Below are 23,885 nucleotides of genomic sequence, written 5' to 3' on the forward strand. Positions count from 1 at the left end.
GGCTGTGAAAAGGCCGCGCACTGGGTAGCGCGCGGCCTTTGCAATTGCGAGCGGAAAATCAGCTGTGCCTGCCCATGATTCGAAGCCTCGTACGGCTCGTCGCCTGTCGAGACCCTAGCGCTGTTGCAGCGCCAGCCGGATGCCTAAGGCGCAATAGATACCGCCGACAGCCTTGCCTTGCCATCTCAGCACCGTCGGGTTTCGGCGCAGGAATGCACCGAGGCCGCCCGCACCCACGGCGAAAACCACCGTGCTGAAGAGGCCCAGTAGAACAAAGATGATGCCCAATATCGCCAGTTGAAGCATCACCGATCCGTTTTCAGGCCGCACGAACTGCGGAAGAAATGCGAGGAAGAAAAGCGCGGTCTTGGGGTTGAGCACCTCGGTCAAAATAGCCTGCCGAAATGCCTTGGCAGCGGGGATGGCAAGTGCGCCGGCGGCCGGATAGGCCGGCGTTTTCTCGATGATCGCGTGAATGCCGAGATAAACGAGGTAGGCCGCGCCGATGTACTTCACGATGCTGAAAAGCGCCGCCGACGTGGCAATGATCGCCGAAATGCCGACGATCGCCATGAAGGTGTGAACCACGTCGCCGGCCGCGATCCCGGCGCCGGTCGCAATGCCCACCCTGGTTCCGGAACTGGTTGCCCGCGCCACCGTCAGAAGAGTGGCGGGACCCGGGATGAAGACAAAGCCAAGCACAACCGCGACATAAGCTATCAACGTGGCGAGATCGATCATTGGTGGGCGTCTCCGCAACTCTCACCGCCAATGAAGCCACGTCGCGGAACGGAAGGCAATGACCGCTCATCCGCCGGTGTTCACGCCGCAAGCTCGGCCTTGCCCGTCACCTTGAGCGCGAAGGCGTAGGTGAAGGCGATTTCCTCCAGTCTTGAAAACCGGCCGGAGGCGCCGGCATGGCCTGAATCCAGGTTGATCTTGAACAGCACCGGATTCTCACCTGTCTTGCGGTCGCGCAGCCGCGCCACCCATTTGGCCGGCTCCCAATAGGTGACGCGCGGGTCGGTCAGGCCGGCCAGTGCCAGGATCGGTGGATAGTCGAGTGCGGCGACATTGTCGTAGGGCGAGTAGGCGGCGATGGTCCGGTAATCCTCCGCCGAAGCGATCGGATTGCCCCATTCCGGCCATTCCGGCGGCGTCAGCGGCAAGCTGGCGTCGAGCATGGTGGTGAGCACGTCGACGAAGGGAACCTCGGCGACGATGCCGCCGAAGCATTGCGGCGCCATGTTGGCGACCGCGCCCATCAGCATGCCGCCGGCCGAACCGCCTTGCGCAACGATGCGGTCATGCTGCGTATAGCGTTCGGCGACGAGGTGGTGGGCGGCAGCGACAAAATCGGTGAACGTGTTCATCTTGTTCGCCCGCTTGCCGTCGTCGTACCAGCCACAGCCCTTGTCCTTGCCGCCGCGAACATGGGCTATCGCGTAGACAAGGCCGCGGTCGACCAGCGAAAACAGATTGGTGTTGAACGCCGCCGGCACGGCTATGCCGTAAGATCCGTAGCCGTAAAGCAGGCAAGGCGCCGATCCGTCGAGCGGCGTGTCGCGGTGGTGGAGCAGCGAGATCGGCACCAGTTCGCCGTCGGCGGCAGGCGCCATCAGCCGGCGCGTGACATAGTGCTCCGGGTCGTGGCCGGAGGGCACTTCCTGCGTCTTGAGCAGCACCCGCTCGCGGGTGCGCATGTTGTAATCGAAGACCTGCGCCGGGGTCGTCATCGACGAATAGGAAAAGCGCATGATCTCGGTGTCGTATTCGTAGGATCCCGACAGGCCGAGCGAGAAGGCTTCCTCGTCGAAGGAGATCAGGTGCTCCTCGCCGCTCTTGCGGTCGCGCACGACGATGCGCGGCAGGCCTTCCTTGCGCTCGAGCCTGACCATGTGGTCCTTGAAGCCGATTACCGAAAGGATCAGCCGGCCCGCTTCCTGCGGCACCAGCTCCTGCCAGTTGGCGCGCACCGGATCGTGGGACGGCGCCGTCATGATCTTGAAGTCCTTGGCGCCATCGGCATTGGTGAGGATGAAAAAGATGTCGCCGCCTTCCTCGATGTCGTACTGCAAGCCGGTCTCGCGCGCCGCAACCAGCTTCGGCTCTGCGAACGGATCGGTGGCGCTCATGATGCGGTATTCCGAGGTCTCATGGTCGTTGATGCCGATCATGATCCACTCGTTGGAGCGCGTGCCGCCGACATCCATGAAGAAGCCGGGATCGGTTTCCTCGTAGATCAGCCGGTCGTTTTCAGGACTGTCGCCAAGCGCATGGAACAGCACTTTGGAAGGACGGTGGTTGGGATCGAGGCGGGAATAGAAAAAACCGTCATTGCCGGCATCCCACACCCCGCCGCCACCGGTGTCCGGGATCCTGTCCGCCAGATCGTTGCCGCCGGCGAGATCGCGGATGCGAAGCGTGTAGAACTCGGAACCCTTGTCGTCGAAGGCCCAGAGAAGCTTGCGGTGGTCGCCCGAATGATCAACGCCGCCCAGCCGGAAATAGGCCTTGCCCTCGGCCTCGGCATCGCCGTCGAGCAAGATCTGCTTATCGCCACCATCGCGCGAGGTACGGAAATAACGCGGCTGCTGGCCGCCAAGCTTGAAGGAGGAGCCGTAGGCATGGGGCCCGTCCTTCATCGGCACGGAAGAATCGTCTTCCTTGATACGTCCCTTCATCTCAGTGAAAAGCTGCTTCTGCAACTGGACCGTATCGGCCATCAGCATCGCCTGATAGGCGTTTTCGGCTTCGAGATGGGCGCGGATTTGGCCGTCCAGCAGGGACGAATCGCGGAACATCTCCTGCCAATTCGCGGCCCTCAGCCAGGCATAGTCGTCCGTCCGCGTCATGCCGTGATGCGTGTCGAAGATCGGCCGCTTCTCCGGCTGCGGTGGGGTGGCGGTCGGAAACACTGGGGGTCTGGTCATTGCGTCTCGCTGTGGAAGTTACTTGAATGGCGAATGAACACGCCGATCAGCGCGGGTTCAAGGGCTACGATCTATTGTCATTGTGGCTCGAGAAGATGGGCCGGAGGAAAGGACAATGAATATTTTTTTTCGGACTGCCGCGCCCTCGCCGTCGCTTCGATGACCCTGGCCCATGCCGGTCAATCTCATGCAACTGCCTTCGCTGCTTGGCAAGTGGCCAATGTGCCGTTCGGCGACACGCTCAATGTGCGCAAATATCCTTCAGGAACTTCGCAGAAGCAGGCCGCCTATCCCAACGGGACGGTTCTGCAGATGACCGGCAAATCCACCGGCGGGATAAACCTGCTCGACATTGCCAATCAGCCGCACTGGAACGAGAAACAGAAGATCCGCAATCGCTGGTGCGAACTCTGGCACGATCCCGCACAGAACGGCCATTTCGTCACCGGTTGGGTCTATGGAAAATACATCGTCCCGTTTCAGGGATAGGAACGCGCCGCTCCGGCTTCCGGTTCACGAGCAATAGCAGCGCTTCGCAACCTGCGATTTTGCTGAATCCGCCAATCACCCACCCTGTAATGCCGTCAGCATAGCAAGCATCGAGCTCTATTTGCCCGATGCCGCTTGTGTAATGGCGGCCTGACGCCGCGTCAGTCGATGCTGGTCTGACCAGGAAAGAACGGCGAAGTTACGCTCTGCACGAAAGAGTGAAGCTGAATGAGGAATATTTGACTTGTATCGCTGAATAGAGCCCAAGAAGCGAATTGACTTACTTGGCGCGTCGGCTCATTAAGATGCCGCGACGCGAATCGCGGAGGCTTTTTCCTGCACAAGTTCGCGCGCGATGCCCCGCCTGCCAAAATAGGGCGTAGACAGAAACAATTCTCGTTGGGACCTGAACACCATGGATATTATCGAAACACCTTCCAGAAACAGCGATGCGCTGATCGAGCTGACCGCCGATGTGGTGGCTGCGTATGTCAGCAATAATCCCGTGCCGGTCGGCGAACTGCCGAACCTCATTGCCGATGTCCACGCTGCTCTCGGGCGCGTGGGCGGGGCCACCGAGCAGCCGCCTGCCGACAAGCAGAAGCCGGCGGTAAATCCGAAGCGTTCGGTGCATGACGACTACATCATCTGTCTTGAAGACGGCAAGAAGTTCAAGTCGCTCAAGCGTCACTTGATGACCCACTATGATCTGACGCCCGATCAGTATCGTGAAAAGTGGAACCTGGATCCGAGCTATCCGATGGTTGCGCCCAACTATGCGGCCGCCCGTTCGCAGCTGGCCAAGAAGATGGGTCTCGGCCGCAAGCGCAAGGGACGCTGACAAGCGGCTCTTTTCCGGTTTGACGATCCAAGCGGCGCCTGCGGGCGCCGTTTTGCATTGTAGGTCGATAGTTTGCATTATAGGTCGATGGTCGGCTGATATACGAACCCGCCATACTGCCGGCAATGCCGTCCGGTCAGGCGGTCTGCTTCAGGGCTACCTCGGCATCACGCTTGATACGCTTGACCATCGAGCGAAGACCATTGGCGCGCTGCGGCGACAGGTGCTCGTCAAGTCCGAGCGCCTTCAATGTGGCTTCTGCGTCGGTCCTCTGGATTTCGCTGGCGGGCCGTCCCGAAAACAGCGCCAGCATGATGGCGACCAGGCCGCGCACGATATGGGCGTCGGAATCGCCCTTGAAGGTGATAACGGGGTTGGCACCCTCGCCTTGCTCGGTGGTCAACCAGACCTGGCTGACGCAGCCGGGCACCTTATTGGCTTGTATGCGTTGCTCGTCGGGAAACGGCGGCAGCGCTTCACCCAGTTCAATCACATAGCGATAGCGGTCTTCCCACTCGTCGAGCAGAGCAAAGTCGTCGCGGATGGTCTGGATCGTCGTGGTCATTCCCCCGGATATAGTCATCCGGCGCTGCCGCGTCACGGAAAAAGAGGAGAGACGCCGCAGGCGCCGAGAGCGGGGAGCCTTGCGGTTTAGCGATGAATTCGGCCGAAACAGTCTCAGTTTGTTGCCGGCAAGTGGACTTTCGCCGGCAAGTCGACTTTCGCCGGCAAGACGATTTCCTCGGGCACGCTGCCGGTGGTTGTCGCCGTATCGGGTTCAGCGGCCTTGTCGTCCAGCATGGCGGCCGCGATCTTGGCGGTCTCCTTTGCCCGGGCGGTGATGGTGTGCATTGCCGATTTGCCGGTCTCGCAGACGTCCGGCTTGCGCTCGCAGATGCCGGCGATGTCGCCGACGGCTTCGCGCGCTGCAAACAGCGCCTGGAGCGGGCCGACGCTTTCGCGGCCCGCATCATCGGAGCCGACACCCAGCGGCAGCGCCAGAAGCACCAGCGAAAACCAGAAAGCCGCTCTTATCAGAAAGCCCATCTGTCTGTCCTTTATGACGGTCATGCATCCGAACCGCACAACACTTGTAACGCGATATTGGCACAGACGCGCAAAGGACGGCTTGTCCAGAAAGCAACAGTTTTCCTCAAATTTTAGGCAGATTCGAAACGAAGCGTTTTGAAATTCATTTGCCTCGAACGGCTCAGATTTTATTCAGTAAATGGTAACCATCCAACCCTTTGTTTTTCCTGCTCATTTTTTGAATCGGCGACATTTTGATGCCCTCGGCCGCAAGTCCAGGCGCGGGCGGTCCGGATAACGCTCCGTTTACTATGGCGGCAATTGCCCCGGTTTTTCCCCGCCGGTATCCCGATATTTGCAGCCGGCCGGGGGACGATCGACCCAGCCTTATCCATTCCTTAAACGCTGGATGCGAGTTTCGGATCGACAAAAGCCGCCTGCAAAGCAGGGCCGTTCACGACCGGGTGCGTTGAGTTGAGTGCGATCAAGGCCAGATACGCCGAGTTGCCGGGCGCGATAGCCGCCGGTTGCGAACGGATGGTTCATCCGTTCGTCCTCGGCCAGAGCGATCGCCGCCGCCACAGCCGGTTCATTGGCGTCATGCTGGCGGCTCCTTTCTTCAGCGCAGGTGCAGCTGTGACGCTGGTCACGTCGGGTATGGGCGCGGCCGTGACTGTGGCTGCGATCTTTGCGGCGTTTGGCCTTTGCTGGTTCGCCGCTCTGCTGGTGGCTGCATCGGGCAAGATGAGCCTGGCCGGCCAACTCGCTTTGGTCGTGGGCGGTGTTGCCCTAGGTGCCCTTATCGCTGCCGCCGGCGGCCTGGCCTCGCCGGTTGCCTTGCTTGCGGTGGCGCTGCCGTTTGAAGCCTGGTGGATCGGCCAGTCGCGCCGTGCCGTGATCTGGGGCGCCATATCGGCCCTTGTCGCTGTCCTGCTGCAATCTTTCGCCGTTTCCGTCTTGCCGCTCGGCCAGACCGAAATCGCCGCATGGCATTGGCTGGTTCCCCTGGCCTGGGCGCTCACGCTTGTTCCGCGTGTCGCTCCACTTCGTGGCGCCGCCAACGCACAGCTCGATCCGGCCGGTAGCGACCGGCTCGAAGACCTGATCGACGCCGTCGTGCTGCAAATCGCGGCGCATGGCGAGGTTCTGGACGCCTCGGCGAAGGCGCGCACGATCCTCGGGCTGGCGCCGGAACTGCTTTTCGGCACCGGGCTTTTCGATCGCATCCATCTGTCCGACCGCGTCCCCTACCTCAGTGCGCTGGCCGATATGCGCGATGGCGCCCTGTCGCGCCGGCTCGACCTTCGCGTCCGGCTGCCGCAAAACAGCGGCGTGACGGCCGACAATTACCGGCCGTTTTCACTCGAGATGATGCGCGCGCTGGGGCAGGAGACTGTCTTCACGCTCGTTCTGCGCGAGAACGATGAGCTGGCCGGACTGCGCCAGGAGCTTGCCGCCGCCAACGAGGCGGCTGCCTCGGCCGAGGTGGCGAAAGGACGCTTCCTTGCCGTCGTCAGCCACGAGCTGCGCACCCCGCTCAATGCCATCATCGGTTTTTCCGACATGCTGCTGCACGAGATGTTCGGCACCTTCAAGGATCCACGCCAGAAGGAATATGTCGGGCTTGTCAGGGATTCGGGCCAGCACCTGCTTGCCGTCGTCACCTCGATACTCGACGTATCGCGGATCGAATCGGGTGCCTATGCCACTGAGCCGGAACCGTTCCGCTTCCGCGAAGCGGTCGAGATGTGCCAGTCGATGATGCGCCTGCAAGCCGAGGCAAAGACCATCGATCTGCAGGCCCAGATCGCGCCGGACGCAGGCGAAATAAACGCCGATCGCCGTGCCGTGCAGCAGATCCTGATCAATCTCGTCTCCAACGCGATCAAGTTCACGCCCAAAGGCGGCAATGTCGTCATCGGCGCCAAGCGGATCGGCTCGCGGCTGCATTTCTGGGTCCGGGACACCGGCATCGGCATCGCCGAGGAAGATTTCGCCAATCTCGGCAAGCCGTTCATGCAGATCCACAACGACTATACCCGCCGCTTCGAAGGTACCGGGCTTGGGCTTTCGCTGGTGAAAGGGCTGGTGGCACTGCATGACGGCACCATGTCGATCGAAAGCATGCCGGGCGAGGGCACCACGGTGACGATCAGCCTTCCCGTGAACGGCCCGACGGGCCACTCGGCGGAGAAGACCGGCGTGGTGCCGATGTCAGTCGCCAAAGCCAGAGCGGACGGTGGCAAAGGGGAGAGCAATGGGTCGCTCCGCAAAACAGCCTAACGCGGCCAAGCGCCGCGGCAATGCCTTCGAGCACGGAGCGATGGCTCTGGGCAGCCTGATCTCGCGCAATCCTGTTGTGATCGGAAGCTCCACCGCATTCCTGGTGACGCTGTTCTACGTTTCGGCGAACGCCCTTTGGTACCAGCCCTTTCCGCATGCCGGCGCGTTTTTCGCCACCAGGAGCATCGAGGGTTTTCCTCGGGCGGACAGCGACGAGCCCGAAACCACCATCAATATCGTGCGTCCGGCCGCTGCGCCGATCAAGAGCGACCCGGTCGTCGAGCAGGTCCAGGGCATATTGAAGGATCTCGATTTCTATTCCGGCACGGTCGACGGCATTCCCGGACCGAACACGCGCAAGGCCATCCAAGCCTATCAGCAGAAGGTTGGATTGAATGCCTCTGGCGAGATCGACAGCGTTTTGCTGGATCAATTGGGCGCCACGCCGACGACCGCAGCCGTGGTGCCGCACCCCGTGCCGCGGCCGGTTGAAACGACCGCTGTTCCAGCCGCCATTCCGGCGTCCGCACCGGCAAATGCGGCAGCGCAAGCGCCTGACCCCCGCATCGTCAAGATCCAGGCCGGACTGAAGGCGTTCGGCAATGACGATATGCAATTGGATGGCGTGGTCGGGGCGCGCACCAGGGCGGCGATCAAGGAATTCCAGGCGCTGTTCGGCCTGCCTGAGACCGGCGAGCCCGACGAGGTCGTCTACGTCAAGATGCGTCAGATCGGCCTCACCAACTGAGGGCTGTGACGACCACTCGGCGGTCACTCGGCAAAGACCGGTTACGGTCTTCCGGCCAATGCTGTAAGGACCGCCGCATGTCCAGGACTTCTCCATGCGGGTAACCACCGATCTGTGGGTATCGGCGCTGTTGCGCCGGGTTTTCAGCGCTGGCGGTTTTGCCGCCGTGGTTAAGCGCGGCGCGACGGAAGCCGGCGCGGTTTTCGTGCTGGCGCGGGGCAGGCGGGGGGAGATGGCGCTGTTCGGGCCGGCGCCGCAGACGAGCTACGATTCGGCCAGGCCGGACGACCGTTTCTTCAGCCTTCTCGGCGAGGGCGACAATGCTGCCATCTTCGACGCGCGGCTGGAGCGCGAGAAGAAATTCGATCCGGATATCTGGGTGGTCGAGATCGAGGCGGGCGCCATTCCCGTTGAGGAGCTTATCTCGGTCAAGACGCCGTAACGGCAAGCCTTCAGACGCGACGCGCCCTCGAGCTGGCGGCAGCATCGGCGCTGTTCGGCTTGCGCAGGTCGGCGTTTGCGGCGACGCGGCCGGGCTTGCGAACGACTTTCGACACGGTGTCGGCCTTCCAGCCGCGGAGCCTGTCCAACGCCGCGTCGCGGTGCAGCAGGCGGTAGCGGTCGAGGAAGATGCGGATCGCTTGCGGGTGCGGAAACTCGGTCGGATAGATGGCGGCTGTGATCAGGAACGCCTTGTCTTCGCTAAGGTCGAGCGCGCGCAAGGCGGCCAGCAGCGGTGTGTAATTGTGGCTCGCGGTAAGCGTCCGCGCCGTCGAAAAATCGACTTCGAGCGCATCGGCGAGCGCTGTCTGGAAAAATGCCGCATTGCCGGTCAGCGCGGTCTCGCGCAGCTTGACGTAGGTTTGCGTGTCGACGAACGGACCGATGGTGGTGCCGCTCTCGGCGCGCATCATGGATCGCAACCGGCGGCGTACAGTTTCGGCGGCGGCATCGGCCGCCTCTTGCCTGTTGGCATCGATCGCAACCATTTCGGCGTTTTCGGGCACGGCGTTGGCAGTTGCTTCGGGCTGCTGCGACCGCACCAGCGTCGGCCTTTCAAGCACCCTGATCAGATCGGCGATCGTTTGATTGAGATCCTTGCGGCGGGCAATGGCACGGGCATGCGGCAGGCCGTGGCGGCCGATCAGCGCAATGAGGTCGACGTCGCTGAGGGCGCGCGAGCGGATGAGCAGCGGGGCGGCGATGTCGACCCGCTCCTGGCAAAGCCGCCGCACCAGCGCGGCGGGCGCATATTCGCATTCGGAAAGGGCTGCCGCGACGTAGCGGCGCGATTCGACCGAAACGTTGTCGAAAAGCGGCAGCGTCAGGTCTTCGAGTTGCGCGATCTCCCGGCGCGAAGGGCGGGTGAGCGAACAGAACGCCGATACCGCGGCGCGGAACAGCCTTTCGGCCTTTCCCGGTTCAGCTCCTGCTGCGATTTGCCTGAAATCCGAAGCTGACACGAAGGATACGCCCGACACTCGACACGATCTGGACTGCGCTCTGCCGGGCTGTACCGGTTTCGCGTTTCCCAAGAACAAAGATCAATTTAGCGGCGATCCGTTAGCGCTCCGTTAACCTACTACCGCCTTAATCGACTATGGAGGCGTTGCGTTGTGCTCCGGGGCAACCGAGAGGAATACGCGAACCATGGGCATGGTACTGTCTTTCGTGCCGCGAACGGCGGCAACCAATCGAGCACAGCAAGCCACCGGAACGGCGGCGGCGGTGATCATTTTTCCCGGCGTCCGCTACGAGCAGCGGCCGCTGACCGGCGAGACGCGGCCGACCGGTCCTGACAAGCCGGGGCCTTCGGGGACTTTGCCGGTACCGCATCACTGAGTCCCGGTCGAAGGTCGCTAAAGTGCGTCGCCCTTGAACGGCCTCTCGCCACGCGATTTAAGTTGTTGCTTTTGCATGTCGTTATCCCAAAACCGCTGCGCACTTTCGGGCGCCATGCATCAGGCTTCGGCGATCATTGCGATCGAGACCTTCAGCCTGGGCATGCGGACAGGGAGCTTGGCTCCTTGCCGTGCCGGCGGATCGGTCGGAAACCACTTCACCCATTCTTCGTTCATGCCCGGAAAGTCATCCTCGTCGGCGAGAATGACGGTGGCACTGACGGCCTTGTCGAGCGTCGTTCCGGCGGCTTTCAGAATTGCTGTGATGTTACGCAGGGCTTGCGCTGTCTGCTCTTGTATCGTCTCGCCCACAATCATGCCTGTCGCATCGTAGGCGGCTGTCCCTGAGACAAATACCAATCCTGCACACTTTACCGCGTGACTGAAAACGGGTGGGGCCTTGGGCAGGTCATCGCCGGATATAATGGTCCGTGACATATCGATGCTCCTCCCTCTGACGACTGGCTCCTTGCACCTGATCGCAACGACAATCAAGACTATCGGAACGGGATGTTCCACCATCGACTTTCAGAACAGGTCTAAAAATCCTGCAGTTCGCAGGAACTCTGTTCGAGAACCCGCGAGACGATCGGCTTCCAGCTGTCGTCGGGCACGAACGAGCGGATGACGAACATGCCTTCCTCAATCGGCGCCTCGACGAAGATGGCCCCTTGCAGCTCTTCGGGAAGATCCTTGCGGACCTCGATCATCTGTGCCGGCGTCAGCACGACGGTGTCCAGCACGCCTGCGGTCGCGCTGTGGTCGTTGAACGAGTAGATGTTGTGGCCGCTCCGATCATAGACCGATATCGACCAGAACGGTACCTTTCCCGGCGCCTTGACTCGCACCATCCCCTCGGCAAGGTCGAAGCGGCAAGCCGCCGCATAAAACAGCGGATCGACTGATTTCACCACCGGCGCGCCGCCGGCTTCCGCGTCGAGCCTGGTCATCTTGTAGAGATCCGAGGCCATGGCCAGGCGCGACCACGCGTCGCGTTCGGAAAACTCCGGGACGAGCAGCAGCACCACGATGTGCACGATGCCGGCGCCAAGCAGGCCGAGCAGCACGACATGCAGCAGGCTACGCATTGCAGCCGACCTTCTTGATCTGCGGCAACGCGACGTCCGAGAGACCGGTGCTGCTGGCGATCGGCGTATCGTAAAACGTGAGCACGAAATACATCTTGCCGGCGCCGCTGGTCAGCAACCAATTGCTGGGCGCCGGGCGGTTGCCGACGGAAATGACCACCGAATTGTCGGCTTGGCGCAGCACCTGGTAGGACTGCAGCGCAGCCAATCTCGGCTTGCCGGTCTCGATTACGCCGAGCGACTGGTCGGCGGCATACAGGGTCCAGAACCGGGCGGTGGGAAAGCCGCCCTCGATATTGTAGGCACATTGCCGCCTGAGCTGCTCGCCGCCGGAATCGTGGTCGGCGATGAAGGACAGTCCTTCCGCCTGTCCGAGCGCCAGCACGCCTTCGCGCGCCACGCGGGCCTTCGAATAGGGATCCGCCGTCGGCGTGCCGATATCGGGAAAGGCGGTCCATTGGCCGATCCTGATGGCGCCGGCGCCGTCCTGCAGCTTCAGCGCGTACCAGACGCTGCCGCCACCGCCGACGATGGCGATAGCAAGCGAAAGCAGTGTCAGGAAGGCGTTCTTGAGCATGAGGAGCCGGGAACCGAAGGCGGGGGACAGAAAATTGCTGCTCGGGGATATCGCGGCGCAGGGGCTTGTGGCAAGCGGCGCGCGGAATTGGCCGCTCAAAGCGCCGACAGGGTCTCCGGTGCAGCGGGCGAGAGCACGGGTGCGGTCTGGAACAGCTTCGTGAGTTCCTTCAGGGTCTGGGTGGTCCGGCTGGACAGCACCGGCGGACGCTCGGCTGCGGCATCGGCTGCTGCCTGTTCGGCGTTCTTCTTTTCCGCTTCCTCGGCCTTGGCAGCGATTTCGGCATCGACGAAGGGGTGATCGAGACCGGGGATCGGTTTGAGGTCGATATTCTGGTGCGCATAGAGCATCAGCCGCTGCCACACCATTGCCGGCAGCGTGCCGCCGGTCATCTTGTTGGTCGCGGTGAAGTCGTCATTGCCGAGCCAGACGGCGGCCGTGTAGTTGCCGGTAAAGCCGACAAACCAGGCATCGCGATAGGACTGGGTCGTGCCGGTCTTGCCGGCGATAACGATGTTTGGAAGGGCCGCGCGCCGGGCCGTGCCGATCACCGGAACCGCCGCCAGCATGGTGTTCATGTATTTGAGCGCCTGCTCCGACAGCACCCGGTGCGGCGGCGGCGCGTCCTTGGCGAAGTCGTAGACCATGTCGCCGGTACGGGTGAAGAGTTGGCTGACGCCATGCCGGGTTCCGGCAAAGCCGTTCTGGGCGAACACGCTGTAGCCCGTCGCCTGGTCCATCACGGTCATGCCCGATGTGCCGAGCACCATGGTCTTGTGCGATTCCAGCGGCGATTCGACGCCCATCGCCTCGGCAATCGCCTTGATCGGCTTGATGCCGAGATAATCCTTGGCCAGCCGCACCGGCACGGTGTTGATCGATTTGGCCATCGCCGTGATCAACGTGACTTTGCCGGCCGACCCGCCATTGTAATTGTGGGGCGACCAGCTGCCCCAGGAGATCGGCCCGCCGGAAACCACCGAATCCGGCGTGAAGCCATGCTCCATCGCCGTTGCATAGACATAGGGCTTGAACGAGGAGCCGGTCTGGCGAAGCGCCTTGGTGGCGCGGTTGAACTGGCTGGCGCCGTAGTCGCGGCCGCCGACGATCGCCCTGACCGCGCCATTGGTCTCGATGACGACGATGGCGCCCTCGGTGACGTTGTATTCCTTGCCGAACTGGCGGAGGTGGAACTCCATCGATTCTTCGGCCGCCTTCTGGATGTTGCCGTCGAAGGTGGTGTGGGCGACGAGCGAATGCTGGCCGCTTTTGGCGGCGATCTTCTTGACCTCATCGAAGGCCCAGTCGAGGTAGTAATCGGGGCTCTTCTGCTCGCCGCGATCAACGATTTCGGCCGGGTGTAATCTTGCCTGTAGCACCTGGCCTTCGGTCATGAAGCCGGAATCGACCAGATTGGACAGCACCACATTGGCCCGCGCCCGGGCAGCGGGCAGGTTTATGTGCGGCGCGTATTTGGTCGGCGCCTTGAACAGGCCGGCCAGCATCGCCGCCTCGGCCAGGTTCAGGTCCTTGACGCTCTTGCCGAAATAGAAATCGGCCGCCGCCTCGATGCCGAAGGTGCCGCCGCCCATATAGGCGCGGTCGAGGTAAAGCTGCAGGATTTCCTTCTTCGACAGATTGGCTTCGAGCCACAGCGACAGGAAGGCTTCCTTGATCTTGCGCTCGAACGTCCGCTCATTGGTCAGGAACAGGTTCTTGGCCAGCTGTTGGGTGATACTCGAGCCGCCCTGGACGACGGAATTGGCTCGTACGTTCTCGAATATAGCGCGCGACAGGCCAAGCACGTCGATGCCGTAATGGTCGAAGAAACGCCGGTCCTCGGTGGCCAGCACCGCCTTGATGACGTGGTCGGGCATCTCGTCGACCGGCACCGAATCGCGTTGGATGATGCCGCGCTGGCCGATCTCGTTGCCGTAGCGGTCAAGGAAGGTGACAGCGAAGTCGCCCTGCGTGCGCCAGTCGCCGGCGGTAATCTGGAAGGCCGGCAAGGCCAGCGCCAAAAGGACGACGATACCGCCGGCGCCGAGCGTGAACCCTTCACTCAACAGTTCGATCATGCCGCGGCGCCAGCCGCCGACGCGGAAGCGCCGCGAGAAGATGGTGGCCGCTTCCCAGAACTGGCGCGCCTTGAAACCGATCTCGTAGACCGAGGAATCGATCCAGGCATCCACCGCCAGCAGCCTTGCGGCGATCGGACCTCTTCTCTTGCGTGGTTCCAAAGGACTGGTCATTCCAGGATCCGGCTGCAGCGATGCCGCCAACTGAGAAACGCATGCCGGCAATTTCAGGGCGGCGCGCCGTTCAAGACTATTCGTCCATTTTGGTGCTGCCTACAAGGGCTACGCGGGAGGTTTGAGGCGAGAACCGCGCCCGCAAGCTGCCATCACCGCGCGGCGATGAAGCGCATGAAATGCGCGACGTCGGCCTCGCTCGGTTCCTGCCCGGTGAAACTGCGCAAATAGGCGGCGAGATGGCTGACCCTTGCCTCGACCGGCTCCTTGATGTCGAGCACGTAATAGCCGATCTGCATGTAGTAGAGTACACGGGCACGGATGAAGGCGTCCTCGTCATCGTAGCCATGCCGGCGGTACATGTCGCGGATTGCGCTCAGGCGGTCGTTGTCGGCCTGGTCGATGGCGCGGCGCACGTCGTCGGAACGGCGCGCCCATTCGCGGATGGCAAAGTCGAGCCTGGGATCGAACAGGCGCTCGTCAGCCCAGCATTCGAACACGTTCATGACGCCCATGATGATCGAAGCGGCCGGGCGCTCCGCACGTTCGACGATCGCCTTGGTATTGGTGTCCCGCCAATGGGCAAGCAGCTGGTCGAGCAGGTCCTGACGGCTCTGGAAATACCAGTAGAAGCTCGAGCGCGAGACGCCGAGCTTCTGGCCGAGCGGCAAAACGCGCACGCTTTCGACGCCGTCCGAAATGAGCGTCTGGAGGGCAAGATTGATCCAGTCCCAGCGCGTCACCTTGATGTTGCCGGGCGCTGGCTCGTCGTGCGGAGCAATCATGATCATGGGCGCACAATAGGCATGCGCGTCAGCTCCGTGCAAGGCGTGTGGACAGCTATGTCTACACTCTAGACACACATGTACAGTACGTATATGGTGACCGTCTCCAACAAGCTCAGGGGGATGGCCGTGAAGTCGCATTGCCGCGCAGTCGTCATCGGGGGAGGCGTGGTTGGGGCGTCGGTGCTCTATCATCTGGCGCGCTTCGGCTGGACCGACATTGCACTGATCGAACGTGCCGAACTGACCGCCGGTTCGACCTGGCACGCAGCGGCCGGCTTCCATGCGCTCAACGCCGATCCCAATGTCGCGGCGCTGCAGGACTACACCATCAAGCTCTATCGCGAGATAGAGGCTGAATCTGGCCAGGATGTCGGCCTGCACATGACCGGCGGCGTCAACATCGCCAGTGATCCTTCCCGTTGGGAATGGCTGAAATCGGCCTGGGCGGTGTTCCAGTCGGTCGGCATCGAAACGGCGCGGCTGGTGACGCCGGAAGAAATCAAGGCGATCTGTCCGATCGTCGACGTGAGCGGTGTCCTTGGCGGCCTCTACGATTCCAACGAAGGCCATCTCGACCCTTACGGAACGACGCATGCCTATGCCGGTGCTGCGAAGAAACGCGGCGCCGATGTCATTCTGCGCAACCGCGTTCTCGACCTGAAGCCGCGTGCCGACGGCAGCTGGGACGTCCTCACCGAGCAGGGGACGATCGTTGCCGAGCATGTCGTCAATGCCGGTGGTCTCTGGGCAAAGCAGCTCGGTCGCATGGCCGGCGTCGACCTGCCGGTAACGCCGATGGAGCACCATTACTTCGTCACCGAGGACATCCCCGAGGTCGCGGCGCTCGACAGAGAGATCGGCATTGTCGTTGACCTCGAAGGCTTTTCCTATCTGCGACAAGAACGCAATGGGGTCCTGCTCGGCATCTACGAACAGGATCCGAAGCACTGGAACATGGACGGCGCGCCGTGGGACTACGGCATCGAGCTGATCCCGGAAAACATCGACCGTATCAGCCCCGAACTCTCCAAGGCCTATGAGCGCTTTCCCTGCCTGGCCACGGCCGGCATTCGCAAATGGGTCAATGGCGCCTTCACCTTCACCCCGGACGGCAACCCGATCGTCGGCCCGGTGCGCGGCCTCAAGAACTACTGGGTCGCCTGCGGCGTCATGGCCGGCTTCAGCCAGGGTGGCGGCGTCGGCAAATCGCTGGCCGAGTGGATGATCCATGGCGAACCGCAAGCCGACATCTTCGGCATGGACATCGCCCGCTATGGAGCGTTTGCGGCAAACCGCGAATATCTCAGGCAGACGACGCACCAGTTTTATGCGCGCCGCTTCGTCATGACCTTTCCCAACGAGCGCCTTCCTGCCGGAAGGCCGCTGAAACGCCCCGGCGCCTATGACGGCATGACGGCGGCGGGAGCCGAATGGACATCTTCCTGGGGGCTGGAAATCCCCGCCTATTTCGCACCGATGGGCTTTCGCGAAAACACCACGCTGAAACGCTCCAACGCCTTCGATATTGTCGGCGACGAGGCGTTACAGGTCAGGCGTGCTGCCGGTCTCGTCGATACCTCGGCCTTTTCGCGTTATGCCGTATCCGGTCCGGGCGCGGAAGCCTGGCTCGACCGGCTGCTGGCCTCAAAACTGCCGAAACCCGGGCAGGCGAAGCTCGCGCCGATGCTGGGCGATGACGGCCGTCTGAAGGGCGATCTCACCGTCTTCAACTGGGGCGACGGCAAGTTCTGGCTCATGGGCTCCTACTATCTGCGCGAATTCCATATGCGCTGGTTCGAGGCTCATACGGCGGACGGTGTTCTCGTCACCGACCTCTCCGATGCGATGGCCGGGTTCCTCGTCACCGGGCCGAATGCCAGGACCATCGTGGCGCGCACGACGCATCAGGACGTCTCGGCAAGCGCGCTGCCGTTCATGGCTTGCGGCGAGTTCGACATCGGCATGGTGCGGGCGCAGGTGGCGCGGCTGTCGATCGCCGGCGAGCTCGGCTTCGAGATCAATTGCCCCTTTGCCATGCATGCCGGCCTGCGCGAAACGCTGCTTGCCGCCGGCGAGGATCTCGGCCTTGCCGAAATCGGCTTCTACGCGCTGAATACGCTCAGGCTGGAAAAGAGCTTTGGCATCTGGTCGCGCGAATTCACACAAGGCTATACGCCGGGCCAGACCGGCCTCGATCGCTTCGTCGCCGTCGCCAAAGGCGACTTCATCGGCCGCGAGGCGGTGCTGAAGGAGCGCAATGGCGCCCGCCGAGAACGATGCCTCGTGACACTTGAAGTCGACGCCGTCGATGCCGACGCCAGCGGCTTCGAGCCGGTCTGGCATAATGGCCGGCGCATTGGCTTCGTCACCTCCGGCGGCTATGGCTACACGGTTGGCAAGAGCCTGGCGCTGGCGCTTGTCGAGCGCGATTTTGCCCGTGAAGGCACGGCCTTGTCGGTGCACATCGTCGGCGCCGAGCGGCCGGCGCGGATCATCCCCGCTTCACCCTACGATCCCCTGGGCAAGGCGATGCGGCAATGAGGAGGATTGGCCATGGTCGATGACGCCGCACGTGAAATCAGGCGCGAACGCCGGCGCGGACGAGCCGGCGAGGCCGGCAGCGAGAGCAGCCGGCGGCCGGATTATCGCTCGCTGAAGAACCCGTTCCTGCCGCAGCCGGTCTTTTCGGCCGACCAGGTCGCCGCGATCCACGACACGGCACTGCGCGTGCTGGAAGACCTCGGCATCAAGGTGCTGCTGCCCGAGGCACGCACCATTCTTGCCCGCGCCGGCGCCTTGGTCGACGAGGACAGCCAGATGGTGCGTATCGGCCGCGACATCGTCGCGGCGGCACTCGCCTCGGCGCCGAAATCGATCCGGGCGCATGGCGGCGACCGTGTCCGCGACCTGACGCTGGAGCTCGGCTCGCTCACCTTCCTGGCTGGCTCGGGTGCGCCCAACGTCACCGATCTCGAACGCGGCCGGCGGCCGGGAACGCTTGCCGCGTTCGAGGATCTCATCCGGCTGGTGCAGCATTTCGACGTGCTGCACATGCTAGGGCCGTGTATCGAACCGCAGGACATCGACAATCGCTTCCGCCACTATGCGGTCAATCGCGCGCAGCTGACGCTGTCCGACAAGTTCCCGTTCATCTTCGCGCGCGGCACGCCGCAGGTCGAGGACGGCTTCGAGATGCTGCGGCTGGCGCGCGGCCTGTCCGAGGATGAGTTCCGTTCGGGCGCTTATTGCTACACCGTCATCAACACCAATTCGCCGCGCCAGCTCGACATTCCGATGGCGCAAGGCATCATCGACTTTGCCAGGGCCGGCCAGGTGCTGATCATCACGCCGTTTTGCCTGGCCGGCGCCATGGCGCCGATCACCGTCGCCGGCGCGCTGACGCTGCAGCATGCCGAGGCACTGGCCGGGCTGGCGCTGGCGCAGATCGTGCGGCCGGGTGCGCCGGTCGTCTACGGCTCGTTCTCATCCAATGTCGACATGAAATCCGGGGCGCCGGCCTTCGGCACGCCCGAGCACGTCAAGGCGACGCTCGGCGCCGGCCAGCTTGCGCGCTTCATCGGCCTGCCATGGCGGTCCGGCGGCGGCAGCGCCGCCAACGTTTCCGATGCGCAGGCAGCGCACGAGACGCAGTTTGCGCTGTGGGGCACAGTGCTTGCGGGCGCTACGGTGTGCATCCATGCCGCGGGCTGGCTCGAAGGCGGGTTGAGCGTGTCCTTCGAGAAGCTGATCACCGATGTCGAGGCGCTGCAGACTGTCGCGGAACTCTGCGCGGCAACCCCGGGCGACGAGGATGCGATCGGCTTCGACGCCATTGCGGAGGTGCAGCCGGGCGGTCATTTCTTCTCGGCCGGACACACCATGGCGCGCTACCGCACCGCTTTCTACGAGCCGCTGGTGGCCGACTGGTCGAATTTCGGCAATTGGACACAGGCCGGCTCAAAGACCGCGACCGAGCGTGCCACCGGCATCTGGAAACGGCTGCTGGCCGACTTCCGGCCGCCGGCTTCCGCCACCGCCACGTCAGGCATCCTCGACGAAATCATCGCCCGCCGTACCGAGCAGGGCGGGGCAGCACCGGTGTCGTGAGGCAACTCGACCGGGCCGAACAATCCGGATGGAGGGGCGGGGCGTGGTGCCGAGCGTTGCTCGGCGATCCTTCGTCCGACGTTGCGTCCTCAAGGCGCTCAAGTTGATAGCGGCATAGAGCTTCCCTTTTTGGGAAATTGCCTCTTGTTCCCATTTTGGGAATTTGCTGTGTACGGCCGTGCAGATCGTCAGCAAGAAGACCCTTGTCGACTTCTGGTCCAGGCACCCGCAGTTGAAGGGTCGCTGACGGCTTGGTATCAGGTGGTCGCCAAGGTCGAGTGGAAGACACCCGCCGACGTCAAGACCCAGTTTGGTGCGAACGTGGACTTCGTCAGCGACAATCGCGCGATTTTCGACATCGCCGGCAACAAATACCGGGTCATCGTTCACGTCAGCTATACCTACAAGCGGGTGCTGATCAAATTCGTCGGCACCCATGCCGAATACGACAGGATCGATGCGGAGACAGTGTGATGGAAAATATTCGTCCTCTTAGAACCGAAGATGACTACGACTGGGCCATCGCCGAGATCACCAGATACTTCGAGAGCGAGCCCGAGGTCGGCTCGCCCGACGGCGATCGTTTTGACGTGCTGACCGATCTCATCGAGGCCTACGAGGCCAGGCACTATCCGATCGAGGCGCCGGACCCTGTCGCGGCCATTCGCGATCATATGGAAATGGCGGGTCTCAAACAGGCGGCCCTGCCGAGGTTGTTGGCTCCGCTTCCAGAGCCTCGGAAATCCTGAACCGGAAGCGCTTGTTGACAATGGACATGGTGCACCTGATCAACAAGAATTGGCACATTCCGGCAGAGGTGCTTATCCGGCCTTACCATCTGGCAGCTGATGAAAAGGCCCAGGGTCGGCGGCGGGCACGCGCGGCCGCAGGATAAGCACGTCTACGTCATTGCGCTGGCTTGGGCCGCCGCCACCGCCGGCATCCTCGATGAATTCATAGCGCGGCGCACCGAGCAGGGCGGGCAGCACCGGTGTTGTGAGCGTCAGCGAAGGATGCTGACTGCCCTGCGCGAGTAGGTGGTGTCGTTGAGCTGGCCGAGCATGAAGGCCGCGACGTCGGCACGCGCCAGCGTCGGCAGCAGCGACGCCGACCGGATGCTATTGCCGTGGCGGAATTCACCGGTTGCCGCTCCATTGCTCAGCTTGGGTGGCCGCACGATGGTCCAGTCGAGACTGGATTGGACGATGAGCCTTTCCTTCGCCTCATGGTCCGCCACCTCATGGCGCAGAACCAACGGTACGATGACGCCGCCAAGTAGCGGCCCCAGTTGCCGCCGGCTGTCGCGAACCCCAAGGAATGAAAGATAGATGAGCCGTTCAGGGCCGGCCTGCGGCATGGCCGCGACGATGAAGCCGATGCCGGCGACCACGGCCGGGTCGCGTTTCAGCGGCACGCCGACCCCGAGACAGCTGAAAACCGCATCATGCCCTGCAACTGCACGTTCGACCGCCTGTCGATCGGCGACATTTCCGACGATCACCTTCAGATTTTCGTGGCTGATGGCAAGCTTGCCCGGCGTGCGGACGAAGGCGGTCACAGCATGGCCCTTCGCCAGGGCCGCCGAGACAAGCACACGACCGGTCGCACCCGAGGCGCCGAAGATCAGCAGTTTCATCGTCCGCCTCCCTGGAAACCGTTAGCCCGGCTTGCGCCCGGCGACGAAGGCGACAGGCGCCCCGGTCGGGCCGGGCAGCAACCGGCTATCGGCATAGCCGCACTGGTCGACCAGATCCTGGGCCGCGCCTTGTTCGAACACCGTCCCACCCCACATTGTGGTGCGAAAGCGGGCGAGGGCCTCTCCCAGTGCATCCGGTCCGGGATTGACCATTGCCAGCAGCAGCCACCCGCCGGGCCGCAACGCGGCATGGCTGCGCTTGACGATGACCCTGACATCTGGCTCGGGGATGAAGGCGCTTGGCACGAAGACCAGGTCGAACGCGTTCTTGTCCGCGATATCCTGCCCCAGGCCGGTGCGCAGTTCGATGCGATGTTCGAGCCCGGCCGCCCTGACGTTGGCGGCGGCCTGCGCGATGGCTTCAGGCAGGGGATCGACACCGACCGCCTTCAGGCCGGGCCATTGCCGAAGCATCGACACCGACAGCGCGCCGACGCCGACGCCAATATCCAGGAAGGCTGCGCCCGATGCGGCGAGCCTCTCCGGCAAACCGGCAAGTTGTGGCGCGATCAGCCGCTTCATCAGCGCCGGGAAGCCAGATGAAACGTCGCCGAGGGCCTGCCGTAAACCAGCTTCCAGAGCCTCGGCGCTTTCGGAGGATTCCGACAGCAGCTTGCCGCCGGACAGCAGGTCGACCCGGATGCTGGCCAGCACCGGCGCAAGTTCGATGACGCTCGCACTTGCCACGACGTCGGAGGCGCCGAGTTCGCCGAGCACGGCTTCTGTGCGCTGGGCGGCACTGCCATCGAGTGGCGTGCGGGAAATACGCGCCTCCATCGCCAACCCGAGCGCCACAAGCGCATTGGCCGACGTCGCGTGCCGCGCCACCATCGTTCGCAAACCTTCGATGTCCATCGATCGCTTCCCTGAATTGGATCAGGCCTATTCTCGCGCGGACGACACGTTCAGGCGATTTGCAATTTCCGAGCACGCTTGTGCAAAACTGCACAGGCGTGCGGCGGGGAATTGATCTAGAATAGGTTCGTGATCAAGACAGGCGAACCGGACTGGAACGATTTGCGCTACTTTCTCGCTGCCGCCCGCGCGGGAACGTTGTCGGGAGCAGCGCGTGCATTGGGCGTGCGTCACACGACGATCAGCCGGCGCCTGGCTGCTCTTGAAGAGGCGCTCGGGGTGTCGCTTGTCGTGCGAAGGCGGCATGGCATTGAGGTCACGCCGCTTGGCCAGACATTGCTGCCGCTCGGCGATGACCTTGAACGTACCATGCAAGCACTGACGGTCCTTGTGCGTTCGGGCAAGAATAGCGTTCGGCTCGCACTGCCGTCGGGTCTCAGCCCTCTTTTTGCCGAGCGTATGGCGGCGTTCCATAAGGCCCATCCAGACATCAACCTGGAACTGACGAGCGGCAGCAGGCCGGTGGACTTGCAGCACGGTGAGGCCGACCTTGCGGTCAGGATCGGCACCGTTGCCGACGACGATTTGATCGCGCAGAAGCTTTGCGTTGCGGGCTGGTCAATTTATGCGTCCCAGCGCTACCTCGACCGTCACCCAATGCCCATCGATCCTCGCCAGCTGGCCGGACACGAGATCATTGGATTTCACGCAAGCCTTGCCGGCGTCCCCGGCGCCAAGTGGGTGGAGGCGCACGGCGCCGGCGCGACAATTGTCTTTCGTGTTGCCGAAATGACGGAAATGCTGGCGGCGGCCCTGAGCGGCGCCGGTCTGGCAGTAATGCCCTGCATGTTGGCCGAAGCCGAACCGCGGATGGTGCGCCTCGCCCCCGACATTCTCGGCAGTCATCCGGTGTCGCTCGTCTATCGCCGGGAAATCGGGGCGGAGGCGCCGGTGCGCGCCGTCATCCGCTTCGTTGCTACCGTCATCAAGGACCATGCCGCGCTGATCAGCGGCGAGACGCGATAAGGGCCTGGTGCCGCGCTTGCGCGGGGGTGCCGGGGAATGGCAGTCGTCACATGGGACGCTTGTCCGCGATCTTTTTCGGGTCGCGGCCTATCGTGCCGGCGTCGGCTTTCCTGTGCTTGTCGGCAAGCCTGCGAATGCGATCGAAGCGGCTTTCCTCGGCCACTTTGGTCTTCGCCGCTGCATTTGGCTTCGGGACGAATGCGATCATGGATCGATCTCCTTGCCGATGGTGCGCGCCGGGGAAGATACCCCGGCGGCTGTCTTTCAGGCCTGTTTCCGGCAGCGGCTGGTCAATAGCCCATGCCGCCGGTCGAAGCAGCGGCTTCCTTGGCCGGAATGTCGGTGATCATGGCTTCCGCAGTGATCAGGAGCGCCGCAATGGAGCCCGCGTCCTGCAGCGCCGTCCGCACCACCTTCGCCGGGTCGACGATGCCGGCCTTGATCATGTCGACATAGACCTCGTTCTGGGCATCAAAGCCCTGATTGTGGTCCTTGCTGTCGGCGAGCTTGCCGACGACGATCGAACCTTCGACGCCGGAATTCTCGGCGATCTGCCGGATCGGCGCTTCGAGCGCTCTCGACACGATCGAAATGCCCGCCGTCACATCGGCATTGGCTCCGGTCAGCCCGTTCAGCACAGCCTTGGCGCGCAGCAACGCGACGCCGCCGCCCGGAACGATGCCTTCTTCGACGGCCGCGCGCGTGGCGTTCAGCGCATCGTCGATGCGGTCCTTCTTTTCCTTAACCTCGGATTCGGTGGCGCCGCCTACGCGGATGACGGCAACGCCGCCCGCCAGCTTGGCGAGACGTTCCTGCAGCTTCTCCTTGTCATAGTCGGAAGTGGTTTCCTCGATCTGCCCCTTGATCTGCTGGACGCGCGCCTGGATGGTGGTCTTCTCGCCGGCGCCGTCGATGATCGTGGTGGTGTCCTTCTCGATCAGCACGCGCTTGGCGCGGCCGAGCATGTCTATGGTGATGTTCTCCAGCTTGATGCCGAGATCCTCGGAAATCATCTGTCCAGCGGTGAGCACGGCGATGTCTTCCAGCATCGCCTTGCGGCGGTCACCGAAGCCAGGCGCCTTGACGGCCGCGACCTTGAGGCCGCCGCGCAGCTTGTTGACGACCAGCGTCGCCAGCGCTTCGCCCTCGACGTCCTCGGAGATGATCAACAGCGGCCTGCCGCTTTGCACCACGGCTTCGAGGATGGGCAGCAGCGCCTGCAGATTGCCGAGCTTCTTTTCGTGGATGAGGACGTAGGGGTCTTCCAGCTCG

The 23,885-nt window shown here is 63.0% G+C and carries 23 protein-coding genes and 2 pseudogenes; 11 read left to right on the plus strand and 14 right to left on the minus strand.

Going from position 1 to position 23,885, the window contains the following annotated elements; translation table 11 throughout:
- Positions 1 to 114 precede the first annotated feature (114 nt).
- Together NKJ94_RS13755 and NKJ94_RS13760 are read right to left on the minus strand one after the other, a co-directional pair.
- Positions 115 to 741: a LysE family translocator gene (locus tag NKJ94_RS13755; RefSeq protein ID WP_352525646.1), complete on the minus strand. Its 627-nt coding sequence runs from the start codon at positions 739 to 741 to the stop codon at positions 115 to 117.
- Positions 742 to 821: 80 nt separating this feature from the next.
- Positions 822 to 2,933 carry a S9 family peptidase gene (locus NKJ94_RS13760; protein ID WP_352525648.1) on the minus strand — a complete coding sequence of 704 codons (2,112 nt, stop codon included), beginning with the start codon at positions 2,931 to 2,933 and terminating at the stop codon, positions 822 to 824.
- A gap of 159 nt (positions 2,934 to 3,092) precedes the next feature.
- Here NKJ94_RS13760 and NKJ94_RS13765 point away from each other — a divergent pair, with 159 nt between their 5' ends.
- Entirely contained in the window at positions 3,093 to 3,422 is a 330-nt protein-coding gene (locus NKJ94_RS13765; protein ID WP_352525687.1) for an SH3 domain-containing protein, read from the plus strand.
- A gap of 415 nt (positions 3,423 to 3,837) precedes the next feature.
- The gene (locus NKJ94_RS13770; RefSeq protein ID WP_352525650.1) at positions 3,838 to 4,263 is read left to right on the plus strand and encodes a Ros/MucR family transcriptional regulator; all 426 of its coding nucleotides are present in this window, start codon (positions 3,838 to 3,840) and stop codon (positions 4,261 to 4,263) included.
- Between the two features lie 136 nt (positions 4,264 to 4,399).
- Here NKJ94_RS13770 and NKJ94_RS13775 read toward each other — a convergent pair whose 3' ends face one another.
- Both NKJ94_RS13775 and NKJ94_RS13780 read right to left on the minus strand, forming a co-directional pair.
- Positions 4,400 to 4,828 (minus strand): SufE family protein, encoded by a 429-nt coding sequence (locus NKJ94_RS13775; RefSeq protein WP_352525689.1) that lies wholly within the window; start codon positions 4,826 to 4,828, stop codon positions 4,400 to 4,402.
- A gap of 113 nt (positions 4,829 to 4,941) precedes the next feature.
- Positions 4,942 to 5,310 (minus strand): DUF5330 domain-containing protein, encoded by a 369-nt coding sequence (locus tag NKJ94_RS13780; protein WP_352525690.1) that lies wholly within the window; start codon positions 5,308 to 5,310, stop codon positions 4,942 to 4,944.
- 519 nt (positions 5,311 to 5,829) lie between these two features.
- Here NKJ94_RS13780 and NKJ94_RS13785 point away from each other — a divergent pair.
- The 3 genes from NKJ94_RS13785 (at position 5,830) to NKJ94_RS13795 (ending at position 8,765) form a co-directional block, all read left to right on the plus strand.
- Complete coding sequence (locus NKJ94_RS13785; protein ID WP_352525691.1) at positions 5,830 to 7,575, plus strand: ATP-binding protein; 1,746 nt, start codon at positions 5,830 to 5,832, stop codon at positions 7,573 to 7,575.
- The gene (locus NKJ94_RS13790) at positions 7,550 to 8,323 is read left to right on the plus strand and encodes a peptidoglycan-binding domain-containing protein (RefSeq protein ID WP_352525651.1); all 774 of its coding nucleotides are present in this window, start codon (positions 7,550 to 7,552) and stop codon (positions 8,321 to 8,323) included. The genes NKJ94_RS13785 and NKJ94_RS13790 overlap by 26 nt, the downstream gene beginning before the upstream one ends.
- A gap of 94 nt (positions 8,324 to 8,417) precedes the next feature.
- The gene (locus NKJ94_RS13795) at positions 8,418 to 8,765 is read left to right on the plus strand and encodes a DUF1491 family protein (RefSeq protein ID WP_352525652.1); all 348 of its coding nucleotides are present in this window, start codon (positions 8,418 to 8,420) and stop codon (positions 8,763 to 8,765) included.
- A 10-nt stretch (positions 8,766 to 8,775) separates the two neighbouring features.
- On the opposite strand, the gene NKJ94_RS13800 is transcribed toward NKJ94_RS13795, so the two are convergent.
- Positions 8,776 to 9,786, minus strand: a complete 1,011-nt coding sequence (locus NKJ94_RS13800; RefSeq protein ID WP_352525654.1) for a DUF2336 domain-containing protein — start codon at positions 9,784 to 9,786, stop codon at positions 8,776 to 8,778.
- Between the two features lie 187 nt (positions 9,787 to 9,973).
- On the opposite strand from NKJ94_RS13800, the gene NKJ94_RS13805 reads away from it, so the two are divergent.
- The gene (locus NKJ94_RS13805) at positions 9,974 to 10,165 is read left to right on the plus strand and encodes a hypothetical protein (RefSeq protein WP_352525655.1); all 192 of its coding nucleotides are present in this window, start codon (positions 9,974 to 9,976) and stop codon (positions 10,163 to 10,165) included.
- 119 nt (positions 10,166 to 10,284) lie between these two features.
- Here NKJ94_RS13805 and NKJ94_RS13810 read toward each other — a convergent pair whose 3' ends face one another.
- The 5 genes from NKJ94_RS13810 to NKJ94_RS13830 form a co-directional block, all read right to left on the minus strand.
- Entirely contained in the window at positions 10,285 to 10,746 is a 462-nt protein-coding gene (locus NKJ94_RS13810; RefSeq protein WP_352525657.1) for a RidA family protein, read from the minus strand.
- A 17-nt stretch (positions 10,747 to 10,763) separates the two neighbouring features.
- Positions 10,764 to 11,312, minus strand: coding sequence for a DUF1254 domain-containing protein (locus NKJ94_RS13815; RefSeq protein WP_352525658.1), 549 nt, complete (start codon positions 11,310 to 11,312; stop codon positions 10,764 to 10,766).
- Positions 11,305 to 11,889: a DUF1214 domain-containing protein gene (locus NKJ94_RS13820; RefSeq protein ID WP_352525660.1), complete on the minus strand. Its 585-nt coding sequence runs from the start codon at positions 11,887 to 11,889 to the stop codon at positions 11,305 to 11,307. The genes NKJ94_RS13815 and NKJ94_RS13820 overlap by 8 nt, the downstream gene beginning before the upstream one ends.
- 95 nt (positions 11,890 to 11,984) lie before the next feature.
- Positions 11,985 to 14,141: a transglycosylase domain-containing protein gene (locus tag NKJ94_RS13825; RefSeq protein WP_352525661.1), complete on the minus strand. Its 2,157-nt coding sequence runs from the start codon at positions 14,139 to 14,141 to the stop codon at positions 11,985 to 11,987.
- A gap of 152 nt (positions 14,142 to 14,293) precedes the next feature.
- On the minus strand, positions 14,294 to 14,932 hold the full coding sequence (locus NKJ94_RS13830) for a TetR/AcrR family transcriptional regulator (RefSeq protein ID WP_352525663.1): 639 nt from the start codon (positions 14,930 to 14,932) through the stop codon (positions 14,294 to 14,296).
- A 123-nt stretch (positions 14,933 to 15,055) separates the two neighbouring features.
- Between NKJ94_RS13830 and NKJ94_RS13835 the strand changes: the two genes are divergently transcribed.
- The 4 genes and pseudogenes from NKJ94_RS13835 to NKJ94_RS13850 all read left to right on the plus strand — a co-directional run bounded on the left by NKJ94_RS13835 (position 15,056) and on the right by NKJ94_RS13850 (position 19,931).
- Positions 15,056 to 17,470 carry a GcvT family protein gene (locus tag NKJ94_RS13835; RefSeq protein ID WP_352525692.1) on the plus strand — a complete coding sequence of 805 codons (2,415 nt, stop codon included), beginning with the start codon at positions 15,056 to 15,058 and terminating at the stop codon, positions 17,468 to 17,470.
- A 12-nt stretch (positions 17,471 to 17,482) separates the two neighbouring features.
- Entirely contained in the window at positions 17,483 to 19,036 is a 1,554-nt protein-coding gene (locus tag NKJ94_RS13840; protein ID WP_352525664.1) for a trimethylamine methyltransferase family protein, read from the plus strand.
- 178 nt (positions 19,037 to 19,214) lie between these two features.
- A pseudogene (locus tag NKJ94_RS13845) lies at positions 19,215 to 19,510 on the plus strand (type II toxin-antitoxin system HigB family toxin).
- Positions 19,510 to 19,931: pseudogene (locus tag NKJ94_RS13850) on the plus strand (helix-turn-helix domain-containing protein). The pseudogenes NKJ94_RS13845 and NKJ94_RS13850 overlap by 1 nt, the downstream one beginning before the upstream one ends.
- 108 nt (positions 19,932 to 20,039) lie before the next feature.
- Here the strand turns inward: NKJ94_RS13850 and NKJ94_RS13855 are convergent.
- Positions 20,040 to 20,672 carry an NAD(P)-dependent oxidoreductase gene (locus NKJ94_RS13855; RefSeq protein WP_352525665.1) on the minus strand — a complete coding sequence of 211 codons (633 nt, stop codon included), beginning with the start codon at positions 20,670 to 20,672 and terminating at the stop codon, positions 20,040 to 20,042.
- A gap of 21 nt (positions 20,673 to 20,693) precedes the next feature.
- Positions 20,694 to 21,587, minus strand: coding sequence for a class I SAM-dependent methyltransferase (locus tag NKJ94_RS13860; protein ID WP_352525666.1), 894 nt, complete (start codon positions 21,585 to 21,587; stop codon positions 20,694 to 20,696).
- A gap of 129 nt (positions 21,588 to 21,716) precedes the next feature.
- On the opposite strand from NKJ94_RS13860, the gene NKJ94_RS13865 reads away from it, so the two are divergent.
- Entirely contained in the window at positions 21,717 to 22,613 is an 897-nt protein-coding gene (locus NKJ94_RS13865; protein WP_352525668.1) for a LysR family transcriptional regulator, read from the plus strand.
- A 46-nt stretch (positions 22,614 to 22,659) separates the two neighbouring features.
- Here NKJ94_RS13865 and NKJ94_RS13870 read toward each other — a convergent pair whose 3' ends face one another.
- Positions 22,660 to 22,821: a hypothetical protein gene (locus tag NKJ94_RS13870; protein WP_352525670.1), complete on the minus strand. Its 162-nt coding sequence runs from the start codon at positions 22,819 to 22,821 to the stop codon at positions 22,660 to 22,662.
- Positions 22,822 to 22,903: 82 nt separating this feature from the next.
- A partial coding sequence (gene groEL / locus NKJ94_RS13875) for a chaperonin GroEL (protein WP_352525671.1) occupies positions 22,904 to 23,885 on the minus strand: 982 nt, incomplete at its 5' end.

The organism is Mesorhizobium sp. M0060 (genome assembly GCF_040323155.1).
GTDB lineage: Bacteria > Pseudomonadota > Alphaproteobacteria > Rhizobiales > Rhizobiaceae > Mesorhizobium.